This window comes from Brevibacterium sanguinis, assembly GCF_003315415.1.
In the GTDB taxonomy this organism is placed as follows: Bacteria; Actinomycetota; Actinomycetes; order Actinomycetales; family Brevibacteriaceae; genus Brevibacterium; species Brevibacterium celere_A.
In genome coordinates, this window is the sequence record NZ_QNSB01000007.1 from 67,325 (window position 1) to 93,240 (window position 25,916).

Consider the following 25,916-nt stretch of genomic DNA (forward strand, 5'->3'; position numbering starts at 1 on the left):
GCACCCACCGTCTCAACAGCGATTGGCCTGTCCTCATTCCGTGGGCGACAATGAGGTCAGGAGGTTATTCATGGTTCGCGACTCTACATTCCCGACTCGCCTGCTTCTGGCTTCGGTGGGCGTCGGTGCTGGGCTCGGCGCCGTGATCTCGGTGGCGTCCTCGGGACTTGCCGCGTACTTCGCCCGCAAGATCGTCGTCCCCGAGAACTCGCCGGACATCCTCGACATCCTCCACATCGACGGATTCCCCCCGAACATGCACATCCACCTGCCCGCCGATGAGGAGACGACGGTCCCGGGAACGTACGGACTGTACTTCAACCAGGGGTCGGGCCACGCGGTGATCGGCGACATCGTCGAGTACGATCCGAAGTCCCGCACCGTCTCCCGGGAGATCCTCTCGGTCACCCGCGGCGACATCCGACGCGCGACCAAGGGTCGCTGGACCGGCACCGTCTACCCCGAACCGGTCGCCGCCGATGTCCCCTACGAGGACATCGAGCTCGTCTCCGACGTCGGACGTCTGCCCGCCTGGTTCCTGCCCACCGACCACCCCGAGCCGCGCAGCACCTGGGCGATCCTCATCCACGGCCGGGCGAGCACCCGCGCCGAGGGTCTGCGGGCGGCCCCGATCCTCAACAGGCTGGGCGTGCCGGCGATCGCCATGTCCTACCGCAACGACGCCGAGGTGCGGGTGGAGCAGAGCTCGCGCTACGGCCTCGGCGACACCGAATGGATCGACGTCGACGTCGCGATCGACCACGCCCTGCGCCACGGGGCGACGGACGTCGTCCTCTTCGGCTGGTCGATGGGCGGGGCGATCGCCCTGCAGTCGGCCTCCCGCGGTCGCAACCGGGACCACGTCTCGGCCCTCGTCCTCGACGGACCCGTCGTCGACTGGGTCAACGTGCTCGACCGGCAGGCGAAGGAGAACATGCTGCCGACGCCGATCGCGCGGCTGACCCTCGAGATGATCACCCAGCCGTGGGCGAGGCCGATCACCGGCCTGCAGACGCCCGTGGACCTCGCCCGGATGGACTGGGTGACGAGGGCCGCCGAGCTCGACGTGCCGGTGCTGCTCATCCACTCCGACGACGACGAGTTCGTCCCGTCCACGCCGTCGCACGCCCTGGCCTCGGTCCGCCGCGACCTCGTCGTCATGCCCGAGTACGACAAGGCCCGGCACACGAAGGAATGGAATGTCGACCCCGTGCGGTGGGAGGACGACGTCGCCAACTTCCTCGAGGCGAAGATCCTGCCCAAGGACTGACTCACGCCGGCGTGAGGATCAGGGTGTCGACGGCCGACTCGCGGATCGCCTGGCGAGAGTACGCCCAGGGCCGGGTCCGGCCCGCCGCCCAGTCCTCGACCTGGTCGGCGTAGTGCTCGTGGAAGGCATGGCCCGAGGCGCCGGTGAGGTTGATCCACCGGGACGAGTCGAAGTCCCCGAGGTCGATGATCTGACGCATCGAGGGCACCCAGTTCGTCTCGAAGCCGATCGAGGCGTCCCACCCGGTGGCGTTGACGACGCCCGAGCCCCCGAAGACCTCGTAGGGACCGCGGTTGACGAGCGTCTCGACGACCGCGACCCCGGATTCGCCGAGGCTGGCGTTGCGGATCGTCAGCGCGTGGAGGCTGCCCCAACGCCACGTCACCGGCTCCGGTCCGAGGAGCTCCTCGGCCCGCGTCCACGCCGAGGCGAGCGCGCGGGTGAGCGCCTCGTCCCGGTCGTCGACCTCCTCGTCCCTCCACCACTCGGACTCCGGCTCCTCGAGGAGGTTGCCGATGACGAGGTGCCACCGGGATCCGCCCGCCGGCGGTGTCGCCGCGGGCAGCTTCGGGGCGAACACCTCGGTGAGCAGGGTCGAGGCGACGATGTTGAAGTACGCGGCCGCGGCGCTGTCTGCGTCGTCGTGGCCGTCCCATGAGCGCAGCAGCTCCTGGGCTCTGGCGACGCGATCGTCGCCTGGCGCATCGAGGTCAAGCAGGTGCGGCAGCAGGGTGCCGGCCAGCGGGTTGGCGGTGTCGGACTGGACCGCGGCGAAGTCCTCGGCGGTGATCGACCCCTCGGCGACGAGCGGTGAGAGGAGCGCGGTGATGCGGGCCGCGCGGTCGCCGGCGTCGAAGTCCCGGCCGAGCTCGACCGCCGTGCCGGGGGCGACGACCGGGTTGTTCGCCGTGACGATCCACCCGCGGTCGGGATCGAACTCGCTCGGCAGGTCCGCGAAGTCGTGGTAGCCCTGCCAGTCCTCGGCCGATCGCCACCCGGCTCGGGGGAGCGTTCCGTCGCCCTCGCCTCGGCGCGGGATCCGCCCCGGGGCCTGGTAGCCGATGCGGCCCGCGCGGTCGGCGTAGAGGAGGTTCTGCGCGGGGACGTCGAAGAGTGCGGCCGCGGCGCGGAACTCGTCCCAGTCCGTCGCCTGGTTGATCGCGAACACCGCCCGGGCCGTGGTCCCCGGCTGCAGTGCCGTCCATTCGAGGGCGAGCACATGGCGTTCCTCGTCGGAGGGGGACCCGGCGCCGGGGGACGCCTCGAGCAGTTCGCGGTAGGTCCCGTCGAGGTCGGAGACGACCGGCCCGTGCCTCGTCGAGCGGATCGTGATCTCCCGCGGCCGCCCGTTCGCGACCTCGATCGTCTCCCGGCGCTCGCGCAGGGGCTGGGACCCGGAGTCGTGGACCACCTCGGTGCCGCGGACCTTCTCGACGACGAGGTCGGCGACGTCGGGGCCGAGGTTGGTCAGTCCCCAGGCGATCTCCTGGTTGTGGCCGATGACGACGCCCGGCAGTCCGGAGAACGAGAAGCCGGTGACGTCGAACGGACAGTCGGGCCCGACCTCCGCGCAGCGCAGTCCCACCTGGTGCCACACCGAGGGCATGGCGGGGGACAGGTGCGGGTCGTTGGCGAGCAGCGGGGCGCCGCTGGCGGTGTGCTCGCCGGAGACGACCCACGAGTTCGAGCCGATGTCCCTGCCGCTCATCCCGAGCAGGACGGGCAGGGAGCGCAGCGTCGATCTCAGCTCCGCGAGGTCGGCGACAGTGGAATCGGGGAAGTCCGGACGTGCCCCCGCCGAGGCGGAAGTCGCGTCCTCTGCCGCGGGCGGTTCCGTGCCGGAGGGTGCGGCCCCTGCCGTGCGCGGTTCCGCCGTCCCACCGGTTCCGACCGTGCCGCCGGCGCGGGCCTCGTCCCGATGCCCGCTGCCCGTCGTCGCCGTGTCGCCGATGATCGTGGGACGGTCCGCGTAGGGGTAGTCGGGGTGGAGGTCGGCGATCTGCTCCTCGTCGAGGGTCGTCGAGAGGATCGCCCGGTCGATCTCGTCCTCGAGGTTCGACCGCAGGTCCCAGGCCATGGCCTTGAGCCACGAGACGCTGTCGGCCGGGGTCCATGGCTCGATCTCGATCTCCCCGCTCTGCAGGCCGACGATCCCGTACTCGAGGGACACCTCGGTGGGGGATCTGTCCGCGAGGTAGGCGTTGACCCCCTCGGCATAGGCGCGATAGTAGCCGGCGGTCGTGTCGTCGAGGGCGGCGACCTCCGCCTCGGCGACCTCCCGCCAGCCGAGGGTGCGGATGAACGCGTCCGTGGGGACCTGCGACTCCCCGAAGAGCTCCGAGAGTCGACCGGCGGTGACATGCCGGCGGAAGTCCATCTCCCAGAACCGGTCCTGGGCATGGACGAAGCCCTGGGCGAGGAAGAGGTCGTGGGCGGTGCGCGCCTCGATCGCGGGGACGCCGGAGGAGTCGCGGATGACGGTGACCGGTGCCTCGAGCCCGGGAATCACGAGTTCCCCGCTCGTGACCGGGAACGACCGGCGGATCATGTGGACTCCGAGGAGGGTGAGCGCGGTGATGAGGACGAGGACGAGGGCGAGGATGCGTAGGAGAACCGCGCGGCTCACTCCGCTCGTCGCCCGGTGCCCGGGGCGCACGGCGGTGAGGAGTCTGCTCGTCGAGTCGGCAGCCACCATGAGTCCCCTTCGACCGGTCGGTCACCTCGGCTCCAGACTATCAGCGCTGCTCCCGTTCGCCGCCGGCATCGGGAGGGGGGAAGTCGCGCGAGCACTCGCATCCCCACTCGTCCCGCGTGGTCGGGCCGTGGGCAGGGTCCATTGTGCTAGCGTCGGTGCCAGCGAATCGGGGTCGCCGTCGGTAGGCGCGTGAACGACGCGACCCGTGCGGGCGGCGCCAGTGCCGCTGAGGCGAACCGAGAGGAACCCGGACCGATGACGGTGGCGAAGAAGCTGATGGTCCCGACGACGGCATCCATGCTGGCCGCAGTGCTGACGGTGACGCTCCTCTCCGCTCCGGTGGGGGCGGAGGAGGTCGAGCAGACCGACGTGCCGACGACGGTGAAGGAGCACCGGGCAACCTCCTCGGACGTCACCGCCCTCGACGTCGACGAATCGGAGGTGACGCTCGTCGGCGCCTCCTGGGACGGGGCGGACCCCGGGGTCGAGATGAGGATCCGCACCGGCGACGGCTGGTCGGACTGGCAGCCGCTGCCGGTCGGGGACGAGGGCGGCCCGGACGAGCAGTCAGCGGAGGCCCGGCAGGCCCGCACCCAGTCGGGGACCACCGACGGGCTCACCGAGGCCGTACCTGTCGTCGACGCCTCCGAGGTCGAGGTGAGGTCCGCGAGGCGGCACGCCGGATCGACCGACATCACGATCAGGACGGTGACGACCCCGGTGACCGACGACGACGAGAAGATCGCCGACGACGCCGCACCGAACCCCTCGGGAGAACAGGGATCCGGCGACCGGGCCGGCGACGGTGTGGAGGCGCAGATCCACCACGACGGCCTCAAGGCGAACATCGTCACCCGCAGGGAATGGGGAGCAGACGAATCGCTCGTGCGCTGCGAACCCGATTCGACCTCCGGGGCCAAGGGCGTGTTCCTCCACCACACCGCCGGATCGAACTCCTATTCGAGATCCCAGGCTCCCGCGATCATCCGCGGCTACCTCAGCTACCACACCGAATCGCGGGGCTGGTGCGACCTCGGCTACAACTTCCTCGTCGACAAGTACGGGGTGATCTACGAAGGCCGCGCCGGAAGCATCGACCGGGCGATCACCGGAGCCCACGCCTCCGGGTTCAACTCCTCGACGATCGGCATCAGCGTCCTCGGCACGTACGGGTCCACGGCGCCCAGCGAGGCCGCGCAGAGCTCGGTGAAGCGCGTGATCGCGTGGAAGGCCAACCAGTACGGCTTCTCGCCCACGGGCACGATGACGCTGACCTCCGGGGGCGGATCGACGAGCCGGTACCCCGAGGGCCGGTCGGTGACCCTGAAGACCGTCTCGGGTCATCGTGACACGAGCTACACGGAATGCCCCGGGGCGTCCTTCTACTCCCGGCTGGACGGCATCAGGACCGGTGCGAAGGCCCTCCAGTCATCGGTGGGCGGAGGGATCGCCACCGGCGGTGCCATCGGCGCCTACTACCGGGATCACAGCGACACGACCGGCCCGCCTGTCGCGACGGAGAAGTCCCTGACGAACCCCGCCGGGGCCTACCAGCACTTCGCGAACGGAACGGTCTACTGGTCGCGGTCGACCGGTGCGCACCTCAACACCGGAGGGATCAGAAGCGCCTATGCGGCCATCCGCTACGAGAAGGGCGTCCTCGGCTTCCCGAGCAGCGACGAGATCCGATTCAGGCACCGCTCGGACGCGGTCTACCAGAACTTCCAGCACGGCATGATCACCTACTCGAGCGCGACGAAGGGGCAGCCGCTCAGCCACGGGATGCTCAGCCGCTGGAAGGCGCTCGGCTGGGAGCGCAGCCGTCTCGGCCTGCCCACCAGCGGCGAGTTCTCCTCGGCAGGCAGGACCCGGCAGAACTTCGAGCACGGCCACATGACCTACACCCCGTCGGAAGGAGTGAAGGTCCACTACCGCTAGGGCGGGGACCGCACATCATGGACATCCTCATCATCGGTGCCTCCGGGCACGTCGGCGGTCTCCTGGCCGAGACCCTGGCCGCCGACCACCGCATCCGGGGTCTCGTCCGCACGGAGCCGGAGTCGGCAGTGCCGTACTCGCCGGTCGTCGTCCCCGACTGGGTCGAGCGACCGGAAGCCGTCGCCGAGGCGGTGGGCGAGCCTCGGCAGGTCGACGCCGTCATCGCCGCCCTCGGAGGCTGGTACGTCGACGGGCCGATGCTCGAGCGCGGCCTCGGCGCCTTCGACGCCGACTGCGACTCCCATCTGCGCTCCCACTTCGCCGCCTGCCAGGTCTCGACCGCGCTCGCGCAGGACCGCGGGCAGGACGGGGCACGGCGTCGGCTCACCCACGTCGCGCTCAACGGGGTCGCGAGCATCGAGGCCTGCGTGGGCTCGGGGGCGATCAGCGTGTTCGGAGCGGCGCAGGAGATGCTCATCCGCGTCGCCGCAGCGGAATCCGAGAGCGTGCACTTCCGGGAGCTGAAGATCCTCGCCCCGGTCGCCGGCGATGAGCGCAACGACCTCACCGGCGGCGTCGAGACCGTGAGCGTCTCGGCGGTCGCCTCGGCGGCCGAGCACATCCTCCGCGAGCCCACGGCACACCAGACGCTGACGTCGATCCACGCCTTCTGAGCGGCTCAGGCCCGGCGGCGGCTCAGGCCCGACGGTAGCGGAGGAACACCTGACCGTCGCGGCTGTCGACCGACTGCAGGACCAGGGGGATGTCGGCCTCGAGCCGGGAGAAGTGGCTGCCCGGGTTCCGGATGTAGAGCGGGCTGAGGCTCAGATGCAGCTCGGCGTTCGGGTAGGCGTCGAGCAGCCGGTAGGCGAGGTTGGGCCCGGACTCGCAGAGGATCGTCTCGCTGCGGCTCTCGAGGCCGGCGATCACCTCGGCGACGGTGTCGGGGGTGAAGTGATGGGCCCGGTAGTCGAGGCCGCGGGTCGCGAGCTCGTCGGCCAGGGCCGAGGGGTCGGATCCGGTGAGGACGTGGACGGGAGTGTCCTCCAGGGCCTTCCCGGGAGCATTGATGACGGGAAGCCTGGGATTGAGCGCGGTCCGACGGTCGATGACGATCGCCCCGGCCTGTCGGCGCAGGCTCCGGAAGTAGGCGAAATCGGCAGCGGTCGAGACTCCAGTCGACCAGTCGTCCTGAGCGTAGGAGCCGTTGATCGACTGGACGAGGGAGATGAGCAGCGCGCGCATCTACTTCTCCAGCTCGGCGACGGGACCCATCGCGATGCGCGGATGCGCCGCGGGGTCGAGGGTGCGCAGGAGCCACACGATGTCCTCCTCGGCGAGGGTCACACAGCCGTTGGTCCCGGAGTCGTGGTCGAGGTGGAGCCAGATGCCGCCGCCCCGGTCCCACCCCAGGGGCCTGGTGCGGTCGGTCGGAGGCGTGCCCGGCAGGCGGTTGTAGTCGATCGCGATGACGTAGTCGAAGACCCGGCTGTACTCGTCGCCGTAGGCGGCGGCCGCGGAGTTCGAGAGCCCCGGCTCCTGCGTGTAGGGCAGCTCGGTGCCCGGGTCCTTCCGATGCCCGCCCGCATCGCTGAGGGTGAAGACGCCGATCGGCGACGTGCGGTCGCCCTCCCGCCGGTCCCTGAGCCAGCCGTTGGTGCCGTTGTGGGTGTCGAAGGCCTTGAGCTTCCTCCACGCTCCGTCCTCGAAGCGGTAGACCGTGAGCGTGCCGGTCTGGGAGTCGACGGCGGGGGAGCTGGCCACGAGCACCTGGGAGGTCTCCGCCGGGATCTCCGCATTCATCTCGGGACCCAGGACCGGCACCGGGGTCGAATGGGGCGTGGAGGATGCCGACTCGGCCGCCGCGGGCCGACGTCCGTCCTGTGACGGTGTGCTCTGCGCGGGGGCGGCGATGTCGCCCATCGTCGGCTGCTGGGCGGGAGCGGCAACGGTCATGGCAAGGTCCCCGCTGTCGACGGAATCGGCGTCGCTGCGCCCGTCCGGAGCACCGCACGCAGTCGAGGTCACGATCACCAGGGCGGCGACCAGGCCCGATCCGGACCACGTTCCACGGCTGAACATGAGGTCATCCTCTCATGAACCTTGAGAACCCCGTGGCAGCGACTGTGAGAAAATATCGGTCATGAGCATTCCACCCGTGCCCAACCACCCTCCGCGCCCCGGGCGTCGGAAACCGGCCGAGGAGTCTCCGGATTCGATCACGACGCAGCTGTTCATCGGGCAGGACAGGTCGGCCGATGCCGATGGCTCCACCCAGGCCCTGAGCGCCGAGGAGATCGAGCGTCTGCGCTCGATGGTCTCCTCCGACGGCGCCGAGGCGACCGAGGTGCTCAGTCTCGAGGAGCTCAGGGAGCTCGCGCGAGCCGGCGACCCGGAGCACGATGACGCGGGAACCGAAGCGCCGCAGGTGAGCTCGGCCGACATCGCGGCGGCGCTCGCCGCCGCCGAACCGCGGGCATGGAATCCGCACAGCCCGGTCCCGCCGACAGCGCAGGGTCCGGTCCCGCCGACAGCGCAGGGTCCGGTCCCGCCGCAGGGCCCGGTCCCGCCGACGGCGCAGGCCCGAACCCCCGATACGACGGCCGGCGGGCCCCGGCCGCAGACCGCTTCCCCCTACCGCACCCCGGCGCCCGGGTACTCCGCCGGGTACGGGGCAGGCGGATCGGCGCCGGGCGGGCCGGCCGGACCGATCGGCCCCGGGCATCCTGGGCCCGGCGGTCATCCGGGACCCGGGGGACCGCACCGGCGGGACCCGGAGACGAAGAAGGTCCCGGCCTGGCTGTGGGTGCTCGCCTCGATCGCCCTCGTCGCCGCGCTCGGCATCGTCGGCTACATCGCCTGGGACTCCATGCAGGGCCGGGACACCGTGGCCGGCGGCCCGACCACCGGAGCCGCGACGAACCCCGCGCCCGACTCCCAGGATCCGGCAACCTCCTCGCCTCCGCAGGCCAGTGAGTCCTTCTCCTCCCCGTCGGGGAACATCACCTGCACGATCGACCCGGAGCGGGCCCGCTGCGTGATCTCCGCGTACGAGTACCAGCCGCCCGAGAAACCCGCCGACTGCCAGCTCGAGAACTGGGGATCGATCGTCGTCGCCAACAGCGACAGCGCCGGGTTCTCCTGCCGTGAGGCGCCGACCCCGGGCGGACCCACGCAGGTCCTCGGCTACGGGGAGTCGATCTCGGCCGAGGGGATGACGTGCACCTCGACGAGGGAGGGCATGAGCTGCACCTCCGACTCGACGGGCGTCGGCTTCACCGTGCGCCGCGCCGGCGTCGATTTCACCAACTGAGCCCCCGCCTCGGCGCGAGGACCCGGCACCTGCGACCGAGGACGCCGGACGACGCCTCGGTGGGCGCCGTCGTCCCTGCGCTATGTGCGCAGGGACGACGGCGTCTTGAGATGTGGACGATTCCGGGGCTCCGGCCGTCCACGGGCTAGGTTCGTTCCCGTGGCACACTCTCTGCTCCTCCTTCCCTGCCGCGACGGGTCCTGAACTCACAGCACACCCGCCGCGGAGTTTCTTATGCTGGTGAAAGCACAGGACCCATGATTGAGGAACGATGAATCTGCAGCAGCCCACCCCCATGCCCTTCGCCAAGTACAAGTCCTTCCAGGACCGCATCTCGCTCGACATGCGCGACCGCACGTGGCCCGACCAGGTCATCCGCAAGGCCCCCCGCTGGCTGAGCACCGATCTGCGCGACGGCAACCAGGCGCTCATCGACCCGATGACGCCCGACCGCAAGCGCCGGATGTTCGATCTGCTCGTCAAGCTGGGCTTCAAGGAGATCGAGGTCGGATTCCCGGCCGCCAGCCAGGTCGACTTCGACTTCGTCCGCGAGATCATCGAGCAGGACGCGATCCCCGACGACGTGCGGATCTCCGTGCTCACCCAGGCCCGTGAGGACCTCATCGAGCGCACCGTCGAATCGCTCGTCGGGGCGAAGATGCCCACGGTCCACCTCTACAACGCCACCGCCCCCGTCTTCCGCAAGGTCGTGTTCGGATTCGACGGCGACGGCTACGACCAGACCCGGGACATCGCCCTGCGCGGCACCCAGGCGGTGATGAAGCACGCCGAGACCCTGCTCTCCGACGCCGACTTCGGCTACCAGTACTCGCCGGAGATCTTCGTCGACACCGAGCCGGAGTTCGCCCTCGACATCGTCGGCAGCGTGCTCGACACCTGGCAGCCGGCGGCCGGTCGGGAGACCGTGGTCAACCTGCCCGCCACCGTCGAGCGCGGCACCCCGAACACCTATGCCGACCAGATCGAGTGGTTCTGCCGGAACATGCCCTACCGCGACGAGGTCGCGGTCTCCCTGCACCCCCACAACGACCGAGGGACCGGCGTCGCGGCGGCCGAGCTGGGGATCATGGCCGGGGCCGATCGCATCGAGGGCTGCCTGTTCGGCAACGGCGAGCGGACCGGCAACCTCGATCTCGTCACCATCGCGCTCAACCTCTACACCCAGGGCGTCGACCCCGAACTCGACTTCTCCGACATCGACGAGGTCATCCGCACCGTCACCGAGTGCAACCAGATCGGCGTCCACGAACGTCATCCCTACGGCGGCGACCTCGTCTTCACCTCCTTCTCCGGCTCCCACCAGGACGCCATCAACAAGGCGTTCGCGGACCGTGAGAGGAAGGCCAAGGAGCAGGGCGTGCCGGTCGACCTCATGGAATGGGACATGCCCTACCTCCCGGTCGATCCCAAGGACCTGGGCCGGACCTACGAGGCGATCATCCGGGTCAACTCGCAGTCGGGCAAGGGCGGGGTCACCTACCTGCTCAAGAGCGAATACGGTCTCGATCTGCCGCGGCGGATGCAGGTCGAGTTCTCCCGCGCCGTGCAGCAGCACACCGAGGCGGGCGGGGAGGTCTCCGCCGAGGAGATCCGCCGGATCTTCAATCACGAGTACCTGCCCAGCGACGACCCGGACACGGCCTGGGGCCGGTTCCAGATCCTCTCCCTGCGCAGCGACTCCGGATCGGTCGACGACTCCGGCGAATCCGAGCGCATCGAGGTCACGCTCCTCGTCGACGGTCAGGAGCGCACCTACGAAGGACTCGGCAAGGGACCCATCGACGCCTTCGTCGGCGTGCTCAACAACAACTTCGACCTCGACGTCAGGCTGCAGGACTACACCGAGCACGCCATCGGCTCGGGGGCGGACACGATGGCGGCGGCCTACGTCGAACTCGCCCACGAGGATCGCGTGGTCTGGGGTGCGGGACTGCACCCGAACATCACGAAGGCCTCGCTCAAGGCCGTCGTCTCCGCCGTCAACCGCGCCATCCGGGAACGCTGAGCCCGCTGCACCGGGTGCGCCGCGGCCGCCTCGGCGAGGTCGAACTCACGTGAGAGGGCAGAGCGCGGCGGGACGCTGTTCCCGCCGTGCTCTGCGATAATGGGCGGGTGCACAACTATCGTGATGAAGGCATCGTCCTCGGCGGGCACAAGCTCGGCGAAGCCGACCGCATCGTCACTGTCCTCACCCGCAGCCATGGGCTGGTCCGGGCAGTGGCGAAGGGCGTCCGGCGCACGAAGTCGCGCTTCGGCTCGCGGCTCGAGCCGTTCATGTTCGTCGACATCCAGTGCCACGTCGGCCGCAACCTCGACATCGTCACCCAGGTCGAGCTCATCGAGCCCTTCGCCCGGGGGATCGGCGCCGACTACGACGCGTACTCGGCGGCGACCGTGATGGCCGAGACGGCATCCCGGATCACCGAGGCCGAACCGGTCTCCCGGACCCAGTTCCTCCTCCTCGTCTCCGCGATCCGGTCCCTGTGCAAAGGCGAGCACCCGCCGAGGCTGTCCCTCGACGCGTACCTGCTGCGCGCGATGTCGGTGGCCGGCTGGGCGCCGAGCCTGCTCGACTGCGCCCAGTGCGGACGACCGGGGCCCCACCGCGCGTTCTCCGCCTCGCTCGGCGGAGCGGTGTGCACGAACTGCCGTCCCTCCGGCGCCGCCCTGCCCGACACCGACGCCCTCGAGCACCTCGCGGCCCTGCTGTCGGGGGACTGGGAGCGCGCGGAGGCCTCGGACCTCCACGACCAGATCGACGGATCGAAGATGGTCTCCGACTGGGTGTCGTGGCACCTCGAGCGCAACATCCGATCGCTGAGAGTACTGGAGCGCACATGAGCCTTCCCGCCCCGCCCGCGCACCCCAGCGGTGCCCGGCCTCCGCACATCGACCGGAAGTTCGTGCCCCGGCACGTCGCCGTGGTCATGGACGGCAACGGCCGCTGGGCCAATCAGCGCGGACTGCCGCGGACCGAGGGCCACAAGGCCGGAGAGGCCTCGCTGCTCGACGTCATCCACGGAGCCATCGAGATCGGGGTCGAGTACCTGTCCGCCTACGCCTTCTCCACGGAGAACTGGAAGCGCTCTCCCGAGGAGGTGCGCTTCCTCATGGGCTTCAACCGGGACGTCATCCGACGCCGGCGCGACGAGCTCCACGCCCTGGGCGTGCGCATCGTGTGGTCGGGGAGACGCGGACGCCTGTGGCGATCCGTCATCGCCGAGCTCGAGTCCGCCGCCGAGCTGACCAAGCACAACAGGGGGCTCGTCCTCCAGTTCTGCGTCAACTACGGAGGACGCTCGGAGATCGTCGACGCGGTCAACGAGATCGCCGCCGAGGTGGCCGCGGGGAAGCGCCGCCCCGGCAGGATCACGGAGAAGGCGCTGCGCTCACGGCTCTACGCGCCCGAGGTTCCCGATGTCGACCTGTTCCTCAGGTCGTCGGGGGAGCAGCGGATCTCGAACTTCCTCCTCTGGCAGACCGCGTACGCGGAGATGGTGTTCCAGGACGTCCTGTGGCCCGACGTCGACCGTCGCACGCTGTGGGCCGCGATCGAGGAGTACGCCCGCCGCGACCGCCGGTTCGGCGCCGCGGTCGACCGCCCCAGCGCCTGAGCCGAGAACGGGCCCGCATCCGGAGAGGATGCGGGCCCGGTTCGCCGCGCCGGCCCCACTTTGTCGCGCCGGCCCACTTCGTCGCGCCGGCCCCACTTTGTCGCGCCGGCCCACTTCGTCGCGCCGGCCCCACTTTGTCGCGCCGGCCCACTTCGTCGCGCCGGCCCCAGTTCGTGGCGCTGGCCCCACTTGATGCCGGCCATTGCCCCACTTTGTCGCGCCGGCCCCGTTCAGAGCTGGGTCCAGCGCGACAAAGTGGGGCAGCGGCCAGGGTCGGGCGCACGCGACAAAGTGGGGCAGCGGCCGGAGCGGGGCCCACGCGACCACGTGGAGCAGCGACGCCGGGCCGCCGAGTGGAGTAGTGGCTGAATGGAGAACGGGCCCGCATCCGGAGGGGATGCGGGCCCGTTCTCGGCTCACGCGGGAGGTTCAGTGCCCGGTGCCGACGCCTCGGCGATCAGTAGCGGTCGCGGTCGTAGCTGCCGCGATCGCTGCCGTACTTCTTGCCGCCGGAGCGGCGATCGCCGCGGAAGCTCTTCCCGCCGCCGGGCTGCTTGTCGAAGTTGCGCTTCTTCGTGAACGAGCGCGCCGATCCCGGGCGGCCCGAGTCGGGACGGATGTCGATGGGACGACCCTGGATCTCGGTGTGCTGCAGCTTCCGCAGCACCGAGGGATCGAGGTCCTGGGGCAGGTCGACGAGCGTGTGGTTCGAGCGGATGTCGATGTGCCCGATCTGCTTCGAGGTGATCCCGCCCTCGTTGGCGATCGCGCCGACGACGGCACCGGGCTGCAGGCGCTCATTGCGGCCCACGGCCAGACGATAGGTGACCATGCCCTCACGGCTGCGCGGAGCACGTTCGCGCCGGCCCCCGTCCCGAGCGCCGGGACCGGCGTCGCGGGCGCGGTCGCGCCCCCGACCCGGCTCGGGCATCGGCTCTGCCTTGAGCGATGTGCCGTCGAGGACCAGCGAGGCCAGGGCCGCGGCGATGTCGGTGGCGGGCACATTGCGGGACAGCTCGTACTGCTCGATGATCGTCGCGAGCTCGGTGAGCTCGGTGCTCGCCAGCACATCGTCGATGCGCTTGGTGAACTTCTCGACGCGGGTGTTCGTCAGCTCCTCGACGCTGGGCATGACGAGGGCCTCGACCTTCTGCTTCGTCGCCCGTTCGATCGAGCCGAGCAGCCGCTGCTCGCGCGGGGTGATGAAGAGGATCGCCTCGCCCGAGCGTCCCGCGCGACCGGTGCGGCCGATGCGGTGGACGTAGGACTCGGTGTCGTGGGGGATGTCGAAGTTGACGACGAGGGAGATGCGCTCGACGTCGAGACCGCGGGCGGCGACGTCCGTGGCGACGAGGATGTCGATCTTGCCCTCGCGCAGCATCTCGACCGTGCGCTCACGGGCCTGCTGCGGGATGTCGCCGTTGATCGCCGAGGCCTTGAAGCCGCGAGCGCGCAGCTTCTCCGCGAGCTCCTCGGTGGCCTGCTTGGTGCGGACGAACATGATGATGCCGTCGTACTCCTCGACCTCGAGGATGCGGGTGAGCGCGTCGAGCTTGTGGGAGTGCTGGACCATGAAGTAGCGCTGGCGGATGTTGGCACCCGTCTGCGACTTCGAGGCGACCCGGACCTCCTTCGGATTGCTCAGGTACTTGCCGGTGATCCGGTGGATCGAGGACGGCATCGTCGCGGAGAACAGGGCGACCTGACGCGAATCACCGGTCTGCTGGAAGATCTCCTCGATGTCCTCGGCGAAGCCCATCTTGAGCATCTCGTCGGCCTCGTCGAGCACGAGGTGCTCGAGGCTGCCGAGCTTGAGCGAGCCCTTCTTCAGGTGGTCGATGATGCGTCCGGGAGTGCCGACGACGACCTGCGCCCCGCGCTTGAGCCCGGCCAGCTGCGGACCGTAGGACTGCCCGCCGTAGATGGGGAGGACGGAGAAGTCGTCGAGGTTGGTCGCATACGAGGTGAACGCCTCGGCGACCTGGAGCGCGAGCTCGCGGGTCGGGGTGAGCACGAGGGCGAACGGGCCGTCGAGGGCCCGGCCCGCCTCGGCGAGGTGGGAGAGGACGGGCAGCGCGAACGCGGCGGTCTTCCCGGTGCCGGTCTGGGCGAGGCCGATGACGTCACGGCCCTCGACGAGGGCGGGGATCGTCTCCGCCTGGATCGGGGAGGGGGTCTCGTAGCCGAGGGCGTCCACGGCGGCGAGGACGGAGGGGTGAAGGCCGAGGTCGGAGAAGGCCGGGGTCTCGGTGGTGGACTGTGCTGATTCGGTCATGAGTTTTCTCTCTCACGTTGACACACACTTGATCGCAGATGACTGTAGTGGCGATCTACCCTGCGGCCGCTTGTGCAATCATTCGTGAGCAATCCGGGCCGAATCCGTACGAGATCCAAGATCGTCTTGGGGCATGGCCGCCCGAGCGGGCGGCACGCACATCCGTGACGGTGAAGGTTTGGGTGTACCCCCGATTCTACACGGGTCGCCCTCGCCGAGGCGATCGGCGGGTGTGAGTTCCGTCGCCCATCGGCGGGCCGACCCCGCTCGCGCCCGTCGCCGGCTCGGACCGACGGTGGGCGCGGCGCCCGGTCGTCGGCTCCGGCCGACGGTGGGCGCGGGGCCGGAGACGATAGGCTTGACCTCGCGCGCCACGGCAGCCGGCCGTCGGCGAACTACCCCAAGGAGCATCACAAGTGGCACAGTCCAAACTCGACGCCGTCATCGCCCTCGCCAAGCGCAGGGGATTCGTCTTCCAGGCCGGAGAGATCTACGGCGGGTCCCGCTCGGCGTGGGACTACGGACCATTGGGTGTGGAGCTCAAGGACAACATCAAGACCCAGTGGTGGCAGACCTTCGTCCGCGGCCGTGAGGACGTCGTCGGTCTCGACTCCTCGATCATCCTGCCCAAGCGGGTGTGGGAGGCCTCGGGCCACGTCGAGACCTTCGTCGATCCCCTCGTCGAGTGCCTCAGCTGCCACAAGCGCCACCGCGAGGACCACCTCGTCGAGGCCTACGAGTCCAAGCACGGCAAGGCCCCGGAGAACGGCATGGCCGACGTCGTCTGCCCCGACTGCGGCACCCGTGGGCAGTGGACCGAGCCGCAGCAGTTCTCCGGACTCGTCAAGACCTTCCTCGGCCCCGTCGACTCCGAGGCGGGACTGCACTACCTGCGGCCCGAGACCGCTCAGGGCATCTTCGTCAACTTCAACAACGTCGTCACCGCCGCCCGCAGGAAGCCGCCGTTCGGCATCGGCCAGATCGGCAAGGCGTTCCGCAACGAGATCACCCCGGGCAACTTCATCTTCCGTACCCGTGAGTTCGAGCAGATGGAGATCGAGTACTTCGTCCACCCCGACGACGCCGACCGGTCCTACCGGGACTGGGTCGAGGACTGCTGGAACTGGTTCATCGACCTCGGCATCTCCACCGACAACGTGCGGCGCCTCGACGTCCCGGCCGAGGACCGCGCGCACTACTCCTCGGGCACCGTCGACATCGAGTACCGGTTCGGCTTCCAGGGCTCGGAATGGGGCGAGCTCATGGGGGTGGCCAACCGCACCGACTACGACCTCGGGACCCACACCGAGACCTCGGGCACGAAGCTGCAGTACTTCGACCAGGCCAGCGGTGAGCGCTACACCCCCTACGTCATCGAGCCCTCCTTCGGGCTGACCCGCTCGATGATGGCCTTCCTCGTCGAGGCCTACACCGAGGACGAGGCACCCAACACGAAGGGCGGCACGGACAAGCGCATCGTGCTCAGGCTCGACCCGCGACTGGCCCCGGTCAAGGCCGCGGTCCTGCCGCTGAGCCGCAACGAGAAGCTCTCCCCGCAGGCGCGCGAGCTCGCCGCACGGCTGCGCAGGCGCTGGAACATCGACTTCGACGACGCCGGGGCGATCGGCCGCCGCTACCGCCGCCAGGACGAGATCGGCACGCCCCTGTGCATCACGTTCGACTTCGACTCGCTCGACGACCAGGCCGTGACGATCCGCAAGCGCGACGACATGAGCCAGGAGCGGGTGAGCATCGACAAGGTCGAGGACTACCTCGCCGCGGCACTCGGCGGGGCCTGAGACCGGCGGGACCGGCTCGGCGAACAGGGAGTCACCATGCACATGACCTCGCACCGGGTGCCCAGGGCGTCGCCACGGGTCCGACTGCTCATGATCGTCTGCCTCGTGCCGCTTCTCGGGCTCACGGTGGCCGGGCTCTTCCTCCTGTGGCCGGGCGGGTCCGACACGGACCTGCCCGGCGGCGGGCCGACGACGAACTCCGCCGAGGGCGTCGCGGACACCGTGGCGACGGTCACCGCCGTCGACGCCTCGGACTGCGCGGACGCCGGGGGCGACCCTATGCTGCTGGCGGAGTGCACGACATTCGAGGCGGAGGCGAACGGTCGACCGGGCAGCCTCTACGTCACCCCTGACGCGATCGAGGCGGGCATCGGCGTGGGCGACACGGTCAAGGTCCTCGACTTCACCCGGTCGCCGGACCGGGCGGAGACGGGAACCGACTACGTCTTCATCGACTACGACCGGGACGTCCCTCTGCTCGTGCTCGCGATCCTCTATGCGATCGTCGTCCTCGCGGTGGCGGGCCTCCGGGGGCTGCGGGCGCTCATCGGGCTGGGCTTCGCGGGCGTCGTGCTCCTCGTGTTCATGCTGCCCGCGATCCTCGATTCCCAGCCGCCTGTACTCGTCGCGATGGTCTCGGCGAGTGCGATCATGGTGATCGCCCTCTACCTCGCCCACGGGATCTCGACGAGGACGACGACGGCGCTGTTCGGCACCGTGCTCGGCATCATCCTCACCGGGGTCCTCGGCGCCTGGATGACCTCGTGGGCGAACCTCGGGATCGCCTACACCGAGGACGGGTTCCTCCTCGCCGACACGACCGACCTGTCGATGTCGGATCTCATCGTCTGCGCGATCCTCATCACCGGCCTCGGCGTCCTCAACGACGTCACCATCACGCAGGCCTCGGCGGTGTGGGAGCTCGCGACCGTGGCCCCGGACCTGCGGGCGAGCCAGTTGTTCGCCCGGGCGATGCGCATCGGACGCGACCACATCGCCTCGACGGTCTACACCATCACCTTCGCCTATGTGGGCTCCGCGCTGATGACGCTGATCATCGTCTCCGCCCACGACCAGTCGTTCTTCGAATCGCTGACCCTGGGCGAGATGTCGATCGAGGTCGTGAGCATCCTCGTGTGCTCGATCGGGCTGGTCATCGCGATCCCGCTGACCACGGGCCTCGGCGTGCTCGTCGTGAAGTCGGGGCTGCGGCCGGCGCGGGACGTTCCCCGGACGACCGATCCCGACGAGGCCGAGCACCTCGCCGTCACCGCCACCGCAGGGCTCACCGCCACCGCAGGGCTCACCGCCGAGGCGGGTGGCGCGTCCTCCGAGGCCCGGCAGCCTGCTGGGGCGGCCCGGCCGGAGCCCGGTGCGGCAGCAGATGCCGCCGGTGCGCCGGAGCCCGGTGCCGGCAAGCAGCCGCTGACCCGCCGGGAGCGGCGTCGCCTCGAGGAGGACGGCGGACGCTGAGGGGTGAGCCTCAGCGGACGACTGGGCGACATTCTGCATACGACGAAGGCGGCTGCCCCATCCGGAGAGGGTGGGGCAGCCGCCTTCTCGGCTGTCCGGACTGCGCGGCGGTGGCGCTCGCTCGGCCCGGCCGGCCGTCAGATCAGAGCTTGGTCCAGGCCTCCTCGAGGACGCCGCGGATGATCTGCTCCATCTCGTCGAACTCCGCCTGACCCACGGTCAGCGGGGGCGAGAGCTGGATGACCGGGTCTCCCCGGTCGTCGGCGCGGCAGTACAGGCCGTTCTCGTACATCTTCGCGGACACGAAGTTCTTGAGGATCCGCTCCGACTCCTCCTCGGTGAAGGACTCCTTGGTGTCGCGGTCCTTGACGAGCTCGATGCCGTAGAAGAAGCCCTCGCCGCGGACGTCGCCGACGATCGGCAGGTCCTTGAGCTTCTCGAGCGTGAACTTGAACGCGGCGGCGTTCTCGTGCACGTGGTCGTTGAGCTTCTCGGACTCGAAGATGTCGAAGTTCGCCATGGCGGCGGCGCAGGCGACGGGGTGACCGCCGAAGGTGTAGCCGTGGTAGTAGGTCTCGTCCCCGCCGGGGCCGAAGGGCTCGAACAGACGATCGTGGGCGATCATCGCACCGAGCGGAGCATAGCCCGAGGTGATGCCCTTGGCGCTGGTGATGATGTCCGGGACGTAGCCGAAGTCGTTGCAGGCGAACATGTCGCCGATGCGGCCATAGGCGCAGATCGTCTCGTCGGAGACGAGGAGCACGTCGTACTCGTCGCAGATCTCGCGGACACGGTCGAAGTACCCGGGAGGCGGCGGGAAGCAGCCGCCGGAGTTCTGCACCGGCTCGAGGAACACAGCCGCGACGGAGTCGGGGCCCTCGAACTCGATGGCCTCGCCGATGCGGTCGGCGGCCCAACGGCCGAACACCTTCTCGTCGTGGGCGTAGGCCTCGGGTGCACGGTAGAAGTTGGTGTTGGGCACCTTGTGGGCGCCGGGGACCAGAGGGGCGAACTGCTCGCGCAGCCCGGGCAGGGAGGTCACGGACAGGGCGCCGTGCGGGGTGCCGTGGTAGGCGGTCGCACGGGAGATGATCTTGTGCTTGCCGGGCTTGCCGGTGACCTTGAAGTAGTTCTTCGCGAGCTTCATCGCCGACTCGACGGAGTCGCCGCCGCCGGAGGTGAGGAACACGCGGTTGAGGTCGCCGGGCGCATAGCTGGCCAGGCGCTCCGAGACCTCGATGGCCTGCGGATGGGCGAACGACCACAGCGGCATGAAGGGCAGCTTGAGCGTCTGGTCGTACATCGCCTTGGCGATCTCCTCACGACCGTGCCCGACCTGGACGGTGAACAGGCCGGCGAGACCGTCGAGGTAGCGCTTGCCCTTGTCGTCGAAGATGTAGTTGCCCTCGCCGCGGGTGATGATCGGCGCTTCTCCGCCGTCGAACAGCGACTGGTGCGGGCTCATGTGCATCCACACGTTGTTGCGAATGGCATCCTGATACGCGGTGCCAGACCTGGTGACATTCTCTGTCATCTTGTCCCCCAATTGTATTTTTGCTTTTCCAGTGAGAGGTACATGAAGAGCTCCGTGTCGACGACGGCGTCGATCGACCGGAGTTCCCCATTGACGAACTCGATCAGGTGTCGATCGGATTCGCAGACGATCTCGACAAGGATGTCGAAGGACCCCGCAGTGACGACGAGATAGTCGATCTCGTCGTAGCCGTGGAGCCTGTCGGCCACCTTGGAGATGTCGCCGCGGACCTTCAGCCCCACCATGGCCTGACGGGCGAAGCCCAGGCTCAGCGGATCGGTGACGGCGACGATCTCCATCACGCCCGATTCGATGAGCCTGGAGACCCGCTGGCGCACGGCGGCCTCCGACAGCCCGACTGTCTTGCCGATGGCGGAGTACGACTTGCGTCCGTCATGCTGCAGCTCGACGATGATCGCTTTGGACTTCTCATCGAGGTTGCCCAGACGCTGGTCGCCTCCGCTTGGCAGGAGTGGGGCCATTCTTCACCTCCGTGACTTGAGTCTCACGCCAATCTATCATTGAATCAGTCGGAATGCGCACTTCCGTTTGCGGAATCAGTCGAATGTCCAGGTTTCTGTTCGGGAATCCGTCATCCGACGGCGGCAATCCGGCGGCCATTGACATGATGTGAAGTCCCTCACCAGACTGGTCGCATGAACGAAGGTGAGCTGTTCTCCGCCGGCGATCAGGCCCGGCCGGAGCTGGCGGGCATGCGCCCCGGCAGCGACCAGGGAAGGGCCTCCCAGGACGTGCGCTCGCGCCCCGAGCCGCGGCCGGGAGACGTCGACACGATCGGCTCGCGGTCGCTGACGTTCTCCCCCGAGGAGTACCTGGGCCGGATCGCGGCAGTGCGCGGGCGGATGAGCGACCAGGGACTGTCGGCGCTCATCGTCACGGACCCGGCCAACATCTACTACCTCACCGGCTACAACGCGTGGTCGTTCTACACCCCGCAGCTGCTCTTCGTCCCCGCGTCGGGCCCGCTCACGCTCTTCCTCCGTGACATGGACGCGCACGGCGCCACCCACACGTCCTGGCTGCCGCCCGAGGACATCGTCGGCTACCCCGAGCGCTACGTGCAGCGGCCCCACATCCACCCGTTCGACTGGGTGGCCTTCGCTCTGCGCCAGCGCTGGGAGGTCGCCCGCGCCTCGGCGACCCCGGTCGGGGTCGAGATGGACTCGCACTTCTTCTCACCCCGGGCCTTCCGGGCACTGGTCAACGGGGTGCCCGAATGGCGGCTCGTCGACTCGTTCGAGCTCGTCAACTGGATCCGGGCGATCAAGTCCGCCGACGAGGTGGCCATCATGCGCAGCGCCGCCGAGGTGACGACCGCGGCGATGGACGCCGCCCTCGGCACGCTCGGGGTCGGAATCGGCCAGCACGAGGTCGCCTCCGCGATCGCGGCGGCCCAGGCGCGGGGCCGCGGGCGGGCATGGGGCGACTACCCGGCCATCGTGCCCATGCTCCCGACCGGGGAGAGCGCGGACACGCCGCATCTGACCTGGAGCGACCGACGGTTCGTCGCCGACGAGGCGGTGAGCGTCGAACTCGCCGGAGTGCACCGGCGCTATCACGTGCCGCTGGCCCGCACCGCGGTCGTCGGCCGCCCCCGGCAGGAGCTCGTCCGCCTCGAGGGCGTCGTCGCCGAGGCGCTGGCGGCGGTCCTCGAGGCGGCTGCGCCGGGGACGGCGACCGCGGAGCTCGCCCGCACATGGAACCGGATCCTCGCCGTCGCCGGTCTCGAGAAGCCGAGCCGGCTGGGCTACTCGATCGGGATCGGCTATCCGCCGGACTGGGGTGAGAGGACGATCTCGATCCGCACCGAGGACGAGCAGGTGCTCGAGGCGGGGATGACCTTCCACCTCATCTGCGGGATGTGGATGAACGGCTACGGCTACGAGCTCTCCGAGTCGATCCTCGTCACCGACACCGGGTGCGAGGCATTCACCTCGTTCCCCCGGGAGATCATCCGGCTCTGATGCCGGGCGCGTGGGTGCCTGTCAGAGGGTGAGCTGGATCCACAGGCCGATGGCCAGGGCGGCGACGGCGCTGACGACGAGGGCGCGCGCCTGGACCGCGGAGACGTCGCGCGCCGAGACCGTCGCCCCGGGAGCGGCGAGCTGGACGGCCATCGCGACCCGCGGGGGAGCGGCCAGGGCCGCGAGGGAGCCCGCGGCGTTGCCGGCGGCGACGACGCCGGCGCTCGACACCCCCGCGGCCGTCGCCGCGGCGTCGAGGGTGCCGGCGAACATCGAGTTGGCACCCGTGTTCGAGCCGGTGAGGATGGAGCCGGCGACGGTCAGCCAGGGGGTGAGCAGGATGAGTCCGGCAGGCAGGAGCGACCCTATGGCCGTGCTCATGCCCGTCGTCGTCATGATCCACCCCATGAGCATGAAGGCCGCGGTCGCGGCGCCGATGGGCACCCAGGAGCGGGCGGCGGCACGGACCGTCGCCCGCGCGCCGAAGGCGCCGGCGGCGGCGCAGGCGACCGCCAGCCAGAACGGGGGAGAGGCGAGCACCTCGGTCCACACCGCGGGGAGCGCGGCGGCGACGGCCCTGGCGATGAGGAGCCCGAGGGTGAGCACCCCATAGGGCAGGAGGGCCCGACGCAGACCCGGCCCCGCGCCCGGCCCCGCGCCCGGACCCGCATCCGGACCGGCGCCGGAATCGGCGCTCCTGCCGGGTCCCGCGCCGGCTGAGTCCCCGCCGGCGCCCGATCCTCTCGAGCGCCGACGGGCGCGCACGGCGAAGAGCGAGCCCATGGCCGCGATGACGAGAACGGACCCGATGATGCCGGCGGGAGCCATGCCGACAAGCGCGTTCGCCCCGAGGATGCCGACCCACAGCAGCCCTGCCGCGGCGACGGTGCCGATCGTCCCGCCGAGGCCCGGACGGGTGAGGAGGAGGACCGAGACCGTGACGACGACGACCGGAATGAGATTGATCCGGGCCGTCGCGAGCCCGAGGGCGTCGACGTCGAGCCCCGCGAGGGCCGCGGCCACCGTGGTGCCCGGGCCGAGGGCGCCCCAGGGGACCGCGATGAGCCCGAGGAGCCCGAGCAGGGCCGAGTGCCGCAGCGTGGCGCCGAGGTGGACGAGGATCGGCACCCCGATCGTCACTCCGATCCCGAACCCGGTCACCGACTCGGCGAAGGGCACGATCCCGAACACGACGAGGGCCACCCCGAGCGGCCGACTCGGTGCCAGGTCCTCGACCCAGCGGGAGATCTCCCGCATCGCCCCGCTCGACTCGAGCAGCCGGGCCAGGATCATCCCGAAGAGCAGGATGAGGGCGACCTCGACGATGAGGGGGAAGTAGCCGAGGGCGGACTCGCGGAGAACCGGCACCGCAGTGGGGAAGGCGGAGAGCGCCACGAGGGCGGCCGCGACCAGTCCCGCCGTGGCGGCGATCCACGCGCTCTGCCGAGCCACCAGGAGGGCGATGGCGAGCAGGAGGGGTGTCAGGGCCAGAGCTGCCATCGGCATCAATCATCCTTTGCTGGAACAGAGTCCACTATTCAAGAATCAACTATAGTGGAACCATGTCGAAGGCAGAAGAACTCGGAGCCAAGGTCTTCGGGGCCCGCATCCGCGCTCGCCGCAAGTACAACGGGCTCACGCTCAACGAACTCGCCGTCCGCGCCGGCATCTCCCGTGCGGCGCTGTCGAAGATCGAACGCGGCGAGCAGGACACCTCGGTGTCCAATGCGATGGCCCTGTCCCGGGCGCTCGGCGTCGACGTCGGCGAACTCCTCGCGACCCCGGAGGTCGTCGTCACCCCGAGCGCCTCGATCAGCGGGACGAGCGCGTACGGCACCGGGACCTGGCGTCGGGATCTGCCCGCACCGGTCGAGAACTTGGAGGTCGTCCACTACCGGCTCGACCCGCACTGCGAGACCGCCTCGTTCAGCGCCCATCGCAGCGGCGCCCGGGAGACCTTCTTCGTCCTCTCCGGGGTCGTCGAGATCGTCACGATCGACCGGACCACGAGGCTCCAGGCCGGGGACTGCGCTCAGGCGCCGGGCGACGTCCCCCATCAGCTCTCGAATCCCGGGGAGCGTCCCGCCGAGCTCATCCTCATGATCCTCTGACCCCTGGGGATGGGCTCGGGCCGTGCGGCCGGACCGTCGTCTCCTTGACCTGGACGTGAGTCTCGGGCATCCTGGATCCGGACCATTCCCGAGCCGAGGACACAGCCGACGTGAAGTAAGACCTCATTTCCGCCCATGCGGGTGCCACGGGCCCGCATCACCAGCGCATGAAATGAGGCCACGCATGTCCTTCGCCATCTCCATCTCCCGACTCCACTGCCGCCTCGGCGACGACACCGAGGTGTTCGGACCGCTGACTGCGACGATCCCCGCCGCCCTCGTCGGGCTCGTCGGCGACAACGGGGTGGGCAAGTCCACCCTCGCCACGATCCTCGCCGGGCTGCCCCTGCCGCCGGGCATGGTCGTCACCGGCACCGTCACCGGGGCCGCACCGGCCGTGTCCATCGACCAGCTCCTGCCCCACGCCGAGGCGTCCGTCGACGCGGCGCTCGGCATCGCCGACCGCCGCGCCGCCCTCCTGCGCACTCTCGCCGGGGAGGCGACAGCGCACGACTTCGAGGTCATCGGCGATGACTGGGACATCGAGGAACAGGCGCTCAGCGCCCTCGCCGAGGCGGGGCTCACCCTCGAGCCCTCCGACCTCGACCGCCCGATCAGCACCTTCTCCGGAGGCGAGGCGATGCGGGTCGGTCTCGCCCGGGCGGCGCTGGCCGGCGGACGCTGGCTCATCCTCGACGAGCCCAGCAACAACCTCGACGCGGCGGGGCGCGCCAGGCTCACGGCGCTGCTCAATGCTCGCAGCGGGCCCACGCTCGTCATCTCCCATGATCGCGAACTGCTCGAGGAGGTAGACGCGATCGTCGAGATGACCGACGAGCTGCGCGTCTACGGCGGCGGTTTCAGCGACTACGAGGACATGGTCGCCGCCGAGGAGGAGGCGAAGCGGCAGGCGCTCGTCGACGCCAAGCGGACGCTCGCCGTCGAGAAGCGGCAGCGCATCGAGCTCGAGACGAAGCTCGCGCGCGCGGACCGGAAGGCGGCCACCGACAATGCGAACAAGCGGCGGCCGAAGATCGTCATGAACGGGCTGACCAACTCGGCGCAGAAGAGCGCCGCCAAGCGCCGCGGGGACAAGGCCCACGACGAAGCCGAGGCGAAGGGCCAGGTGCAGGCGGCCCGTGACGAACTGCGGCAGGACCCGAGGATCACCGTGCATCTGCCCGACACCGCCGTCCACCCGGGCCGGCGCGTCCTCGAGATCGACACCGCGGCCCTCGCCCGCCCCCTGTCGATCGTCGGGCCCGAGCGGATCCGGCTCACCGGGCCCAACGGCGCGGGCAAGTCGACGCTGCTCACCGCGATCACGGCGCACGCGGAAGGACTCCGGGCAGACACCGCACGCGCCGAGGAGGACGGAGGCTCGGCAACCAGAGCGGGCTCCGCGGCGGCCCGGCTCGACCGTCTGTTCCCGGGACTCGACGTGAACGTGCACGTCCCGGTCGCCCACCTCGACCAGCAGTACCGGCTGCCGCCTGGGCTGAGCATCATGGAGGCGGTCCGGGAGCGCACTCCGGGACTGACGAAGCACCGGGTCCACGAGATGATGGCCGCGATGGGTCTGCGGGCGGGCCGGACCGAGCAGGTGTGCTCGACGCTCTCCGGCGGGGAGCGGTTCCGCGTGGCACTGGCCCGCGCCCTGCTCCAGGAGCCCGCCCCGCAGCTGCTCGTCCTCGACGAGCCGGGGAACAACCTCGACCTGTCCTCGCTCGCCGCCCTCGTCTCCGCCCTCGAGGGATTCGGCGGCGCGATGCTCGTCGTCACCCATGACGAACGGCTCGCCGCCGACCTCGGACTCGAGTCGACGTGGGACGTCGAGGAGCTGCGCATGACCGATTTGGACGCCTTTGGGATAATGGGACGGTGAGTG

Annotated in this window: 19 protein-coding genes; 12 read left to right on the forward strand and 7 right to left on the reverse strand. The window is 69.9% G+C overall.

What is annotated here, in order from left to right:
* The first annotated feature begins 70 nt into the window (after window positions 1-70).
* Complete coding sequence (locus DFO65_RS11310; protein ID WP_113904544.1) at window positions 71-1,270, forward strand: alpha/beta hydrolase family protein; 1,200 nt, start codon at window positions 71-73, stop codon at window positions 1,268-1,270.
* 1 nt (window position 1,271) lies between these two features.
* On the opposite strand, the gene DFO65_RS11315 is transcribed toward DFO65_RS11310, so the two are convergent.
* Window positions 1,272-3,965, reverse strand: a complete 2,694-nt coding sequence (locus DFO65_RS11315) for a penicillin acylase family protein (RefSeq protein ID WP_113904545.1) — start codon at window positions 3,963-3,965, stop codon at window positions 1,272-1,274.
* A gap of 255 nt (window positions 3,966-4,220) precedes the next feature.
* Between DFO65_RS11315 and DFO65_RS11320 the strand changes: the two genes are divergently transcribed.
* Both DFO65_RS11320 and DFO65_RS11325 read left to right on the forward strand, forming a co-directional pair.
* The gene (locus DFO65_RS11320; RefSeq protein ID WP_113904546.1) at window positions 4,221-5,903 is read left to right on the forward strand and encodes an N-acetylmuramoyl-L-alanine amidase; all 1,683 of its coding nucleotides are present in this window, start codon (window positions 4,221-4,223) and stop codon (window positions 5,901-5,903) included.
* A gap of 17 nt (window positions 5,904-5,920) precedes the next feature.
* Window positions 5,921-6,577, forward strand: a complete 657-nt coding sequence (locus DFO65_RS11325) for an NAD(P)-dependent oxidoreductase (protein ID WP_113904547.1) — start codon at window positions 5,921-5,923, stop codon at window positions 6,575-6,577.
* Window positions 6,578-6,599: 22 nt separating this feature from the next.
* Here the strand turns inward: DFO65_RS11325 and DFO65_RS11330 are convergent, their stop codons facing one another.
* Window positions 6,600-7,148: a hypothetical protein gene (locus tag DFO65_RS11330; RefSeq protein WP_113904548.1), complete on the reverse strand. Its 549-nt coding sequence runs from the start codon at window positions 7,146-7,148 to the stop codon at window positions 6,600-6,602.
* Complete coding sequence (locus DFO65_RS11335; RefSeq protein WP_113904549.1) at window positions 7,149-7,985, reverse strand: L,D-transpeptidase family protein; 837 nt, start codon at window positions 7,983-7,985, stop codon at window positions 7,149-7,151. It lies immediately after the preceding gene.
* A gap of 61 nt (window positions 7,986-8,046) precedes the next feature.
* Between DFO65_RS11335 and DFO65_RS11340 the strand changes: the two genes are divergently transcribed.
* The 4 genes from DFO65_RS11340 to DFO65_RS11355 all read left to right on the forward strand — a co-directional run bounded on the left by DFO65_RS11340 (window position 8,047) and on the right by DFO65_RS11355 (window position 12,851).
* Window positions 8,047-9,216, forward strand: a complete 1,170-nt coding sequence (locus DFO65_RS11340) for a DUF6636 domain-containing protein (protein ID WP_147233341.1) — start codon at window positions 8,047-8,049, stop codon at window positions 9,214-9,216.
* Between the two features lie 271 nt (window positions 9,217-9,487).
* Window positions 9,488-11,242: a 2-isopropylmalate synthase gene (leuA, locus tag DFO65_RS11345; protein ID WP_113904551.1), complete on the forward strand. Its 1,755-nt coding sequence runs from the start codon at window positions 9,488-9,490 to the stop codon at window positions 11,240-11,242.
* Between the two features lie 107 nt (window positions 11,243-11,349).
* Window positions 11,350-12,078, forward strand: a complete 729-nt coding sequence (gene recO / locus DFO65_RS11350; RefSeq protein WP_113904552.1) for a DNA repair protein RecO — start codon at window positions 11,350-11,352, stop codon at window positions 12,076-12,078.
* A complete protein-coding gene (locus tag DFO65_RS11355) occupies window positions 12,075-12,851 on the forward strand; it encodes an isoprenyl transferase (RefSeq protein WP_113904553.1) in 777 nt (258 codons plus the stop codon). Before recO ends, DFO65_RS11355 begins: the two co-directional genes overlap by 4 nt.
* A gap of 457 nt (window positions 12,852-13,308) precedes the next feature.
* Here DFO65_RS11355 and DFO65_RS11360 read toward each other — a convergent pair whose 3' ends face one another.
* Entirely contained in the window at window positions 13,309-15,126 is a 1,818-nt protein-coding gene (locus DFO65_RS11360) for a DEAD/DEAH box helicase (RefSeq protein ID WP_113904554.1), read from the reverse strand.
* Window positions 15,127-15,542: 416 nt separating this feature from the next.
* On the opposite strand from DFO65_RS11360, the gene DFO65_RS11365 reads away from it, so the two are divergent.
* Both DFO65_RS11365 and DFO65_RS11370 read left to right on the forward strand, forming a co-directional pair.
* On the forward strand, window positions 15,543-16,925 hold the full coding sequence (locus DFO65_RS11365) for a glycine--tRNA ligase (protein WP_113904555.1): 1,383 nt from the start codon (window positions 15,543-15,545) through the stop codon (window positions 16,923-16,925).
* A 36-nt stretch (window positions 16,926-16,961) separates the two neighbouring features.
* On the forward strand, window positions 16,962-18,398 hold the full coding sequence (locus DFO65_RS11370; protein WP_113904556.1) for a YibE/F family protein: 1,437 nt from the start codon (window positions 16,962-16,964) through the stop codon (window positions 18,396-18,398).
* A 142-nt stretch (window positions 18,399-18,540) separates the two neighbouring features.
* On the opposite strand, the gene DFO65_RS11375 is transcribed toward DFO65_RS11370, so the two are convergent.
* Together DFO65_RS11375 and DFO65_RS11380 are read right to left on the reverse strand one after the other, a co-directional pair.
* Window positions 18,541-19,932: an aspartate aminotransferase family protein gene (locus DFO65_RS11375; RefSeq protein WP_113904557.1), complete on the reverse strand. Its 1,392-nt coding sequence runs from the start codon at window positions 19,930-19,932 to the stop codon at window positions 18,541-18,543.
* On the reverse strand, window positions 19,929-20,414 hold the full coding sequence (locus DFO65_RS11380; protein WP_113904558.1) for an Lrp/AsnC family transcriptional regulator: 486 nt from the start codon (window positions 20,412-20,414) through the stop codon (window positions 19,929-19,931). The genes DFO65_RS11375 and DFO65_RS11380 overlap by 4 nt, the downstream gene beginning before the upstream one ends.
* A gap of 174 nt (window positions 20,415-20,588) precedes the next feature.
* Here DFO65_RS11380 and DFO65_RS11385 point away from each other — a divergent pair, with 174 nt between their 5' ends.
* Window positions 20,589-21,917 (forward strand): M24 family metallopeptidase, encoded by a 1,329-nt coding sequence (locus tag DFO65_RS11385; RefSeq protein WP_181778706.1) that lies wholly within the window; start codon window positions 20,589-20,591, stop codon window positions 21,915-21,917.
* A 21-nt stretch (window positions 21,918-21,938) separates the two neighbouring features.
* Here the strand turns inward: DFO65_RS11385 and DFO65_RS17390 are convergent, their stop codons facing one another.
* On the reverse strand, window positions 21,939-23,423 hold the full coding sequence (locus DFO65_RS17390; RefSeq protein ID WP_113904559.1) for an L-lactate permease: 1,485 nt from the start codon (window positions 23,421-23,423) through the stop codon (window positions 21,939-21,941).
* Window positions 23,424-23,479: 56 nt separating this feature from the next.
* Between DFO65_RS17390 and DFO65_RS11395 the strand changes: the two genes are divergently transcribed.
* Window positions 23,480-24,028, forward strand: a complete 549-nt coding sequence (locus DFO65_RS11395) for a helix-turn-helix domain-containing protein (protein ID WP_113904560.1) — start codon at window positions 23,480-23,482, stop codon at window positions 24,026-24,028.
* Between the two features lie 184 nt (window positions 24,029-24,212).
* Entirely contained in the window at window positions 24,213-25,913 is a 1,701-nt protein-coding gene (locus tag DFO65_RS11400; protein WP_113904561.1) for an ATP-binding cassette domain-containing protein, read from the forward strand.
* Window positions 25,914-25,916 lie beyond the last annotated feature (3 nt).

What these genes read in the sequence shown, in the direction of transcription:
- DFO65_RS11310 (WP_113904544.1), top strand. Translation starts at nt 71, where the DNA reads ATGGTTCGCGACTCTACATTCCCGACTCGCCTGCTTCTGGCTTCGGTG.
- DFO65_RS11315 (WP_113904545.1), bottom strand. Translation starts at nt 3,965, where the DNA reads ATGGTGGCTGCCGACTCGACGAGCAGACTCCTCACCGCCGTGCGCCCC.
- DFO65_RS11320 (WP_113904546.1), top strand. Translation starts at nt 4,221, where the DNA reads ATGACGGTGGCGAAGAAGCTGATGGTCCCGACGACGGCATCCATGCTG.
- DFO65_RS11325 (WP_113904547.1), top strand. Translation starts at nt 5,921, where the DNA reads ATGGACATCCTCATCATCGGTGCCTCCGGGCACGTCGGCGGTCTCCTG.
- DFO65_RS11330 (WP_113904548.1), bottom strand. Translation starts at nt 7,148, where the DNA reads ATGCGCGCGCTGCTCATCTCCCTCGTCCAGTCGATCAACGGCTCCTAC.
- DFO65_RS11335 (WP_113904549.1), bottom strand. Translation starts at nt 7,985, where the DNA reads ATGTTCAGCCGTGGAACGTGGTCCGGATCGGGCCTGGTCGCCGCCCTG.
- DFO65_RS11340 (WP_147233341.1), top strand. Translation starts at nt 8,047, where the DNA reads ATGAGCATTCCACCCGTGCCCAACCACCCTCCGCGCCCCGGGCGTCGG.
- leuA (WP_113904551.1), top strand. Translation starts at nt 9,488, where the DNA reads ATGAATCTGCAGCAGCCCACCCCCATGCCCTTCGCCAAGTACAAGTCC.
- DFO65_RS11355 (WP_113904553.1), top strand. Translation starts at nt 12,075, where the DNA reads ATGAGCCTTCCCGCCCCGCCCGCGCACCCCAGCGGTGCCCGGCCTCCG.
- DFO65_RS11360 (WP_113904554.1), bottom strand. Translation starts at nt 15,126, where the DNA reads ATGACCGAATCAGCACAGTCCACCACCGAGACCCCGGCCTTCTCCGAC.
- DFO65_RS11370 (WP_113904556.1), top strand. Translation starts at nt 16,962, where the DNA reads ATGCACATGACCTCGCACCGGGTGCCCAGGGCGTCGCCACGGGTCCGA.
- DFO65_RS11375 (WP_113904557.1), bottom strand. Translation starts at nt 19,932, where the DNA reads ATGACAGAGAATGTCACCAGGTCTGGCACCGCGTATCAGGATGCCATT.
- DFO65_RS11380 (WP_113904558.1), bottom strand. Translation starts at nt 20,414, where the DNA reads ATGGCCCCACTCCTGCCAAGCGGAGGCGACCAGCGTCTGGGCAACCTC.
- DFO65_RS11385 (WP_181778706.1), top strand. Translation starts at nt 20,589, where the DNA reads ATGAACGAAGGTGAGCTGTTCTCCGCCGGCGATCAGGCCCGGCCGGAG.
- DFO65_RS17390 (WP_113904559.1), bottom strand. Translation starts at nt 23,423, where the DNA reads ATGCCGATGGCAGCTCTGGCCCTGACACCCCTCCTGCTCGCCATCGCC.
- DFO65_RS11395 (WP_113904560.1), top strand. Translation starts at nt 23,480, where the DNA reads ATGTCGAAGGCAGAAGAACTCGGAGCCAAGGTCTTCGGGGCCCGCATC.
- DFO65_RS11400 (WP_113904561.1), top strand. Translation starts at nt 24,213, where the DNA reads ATGTCCTTCGCCATCTCCATCTCCCGACTCCACTGCCGCCTCGGCGAC.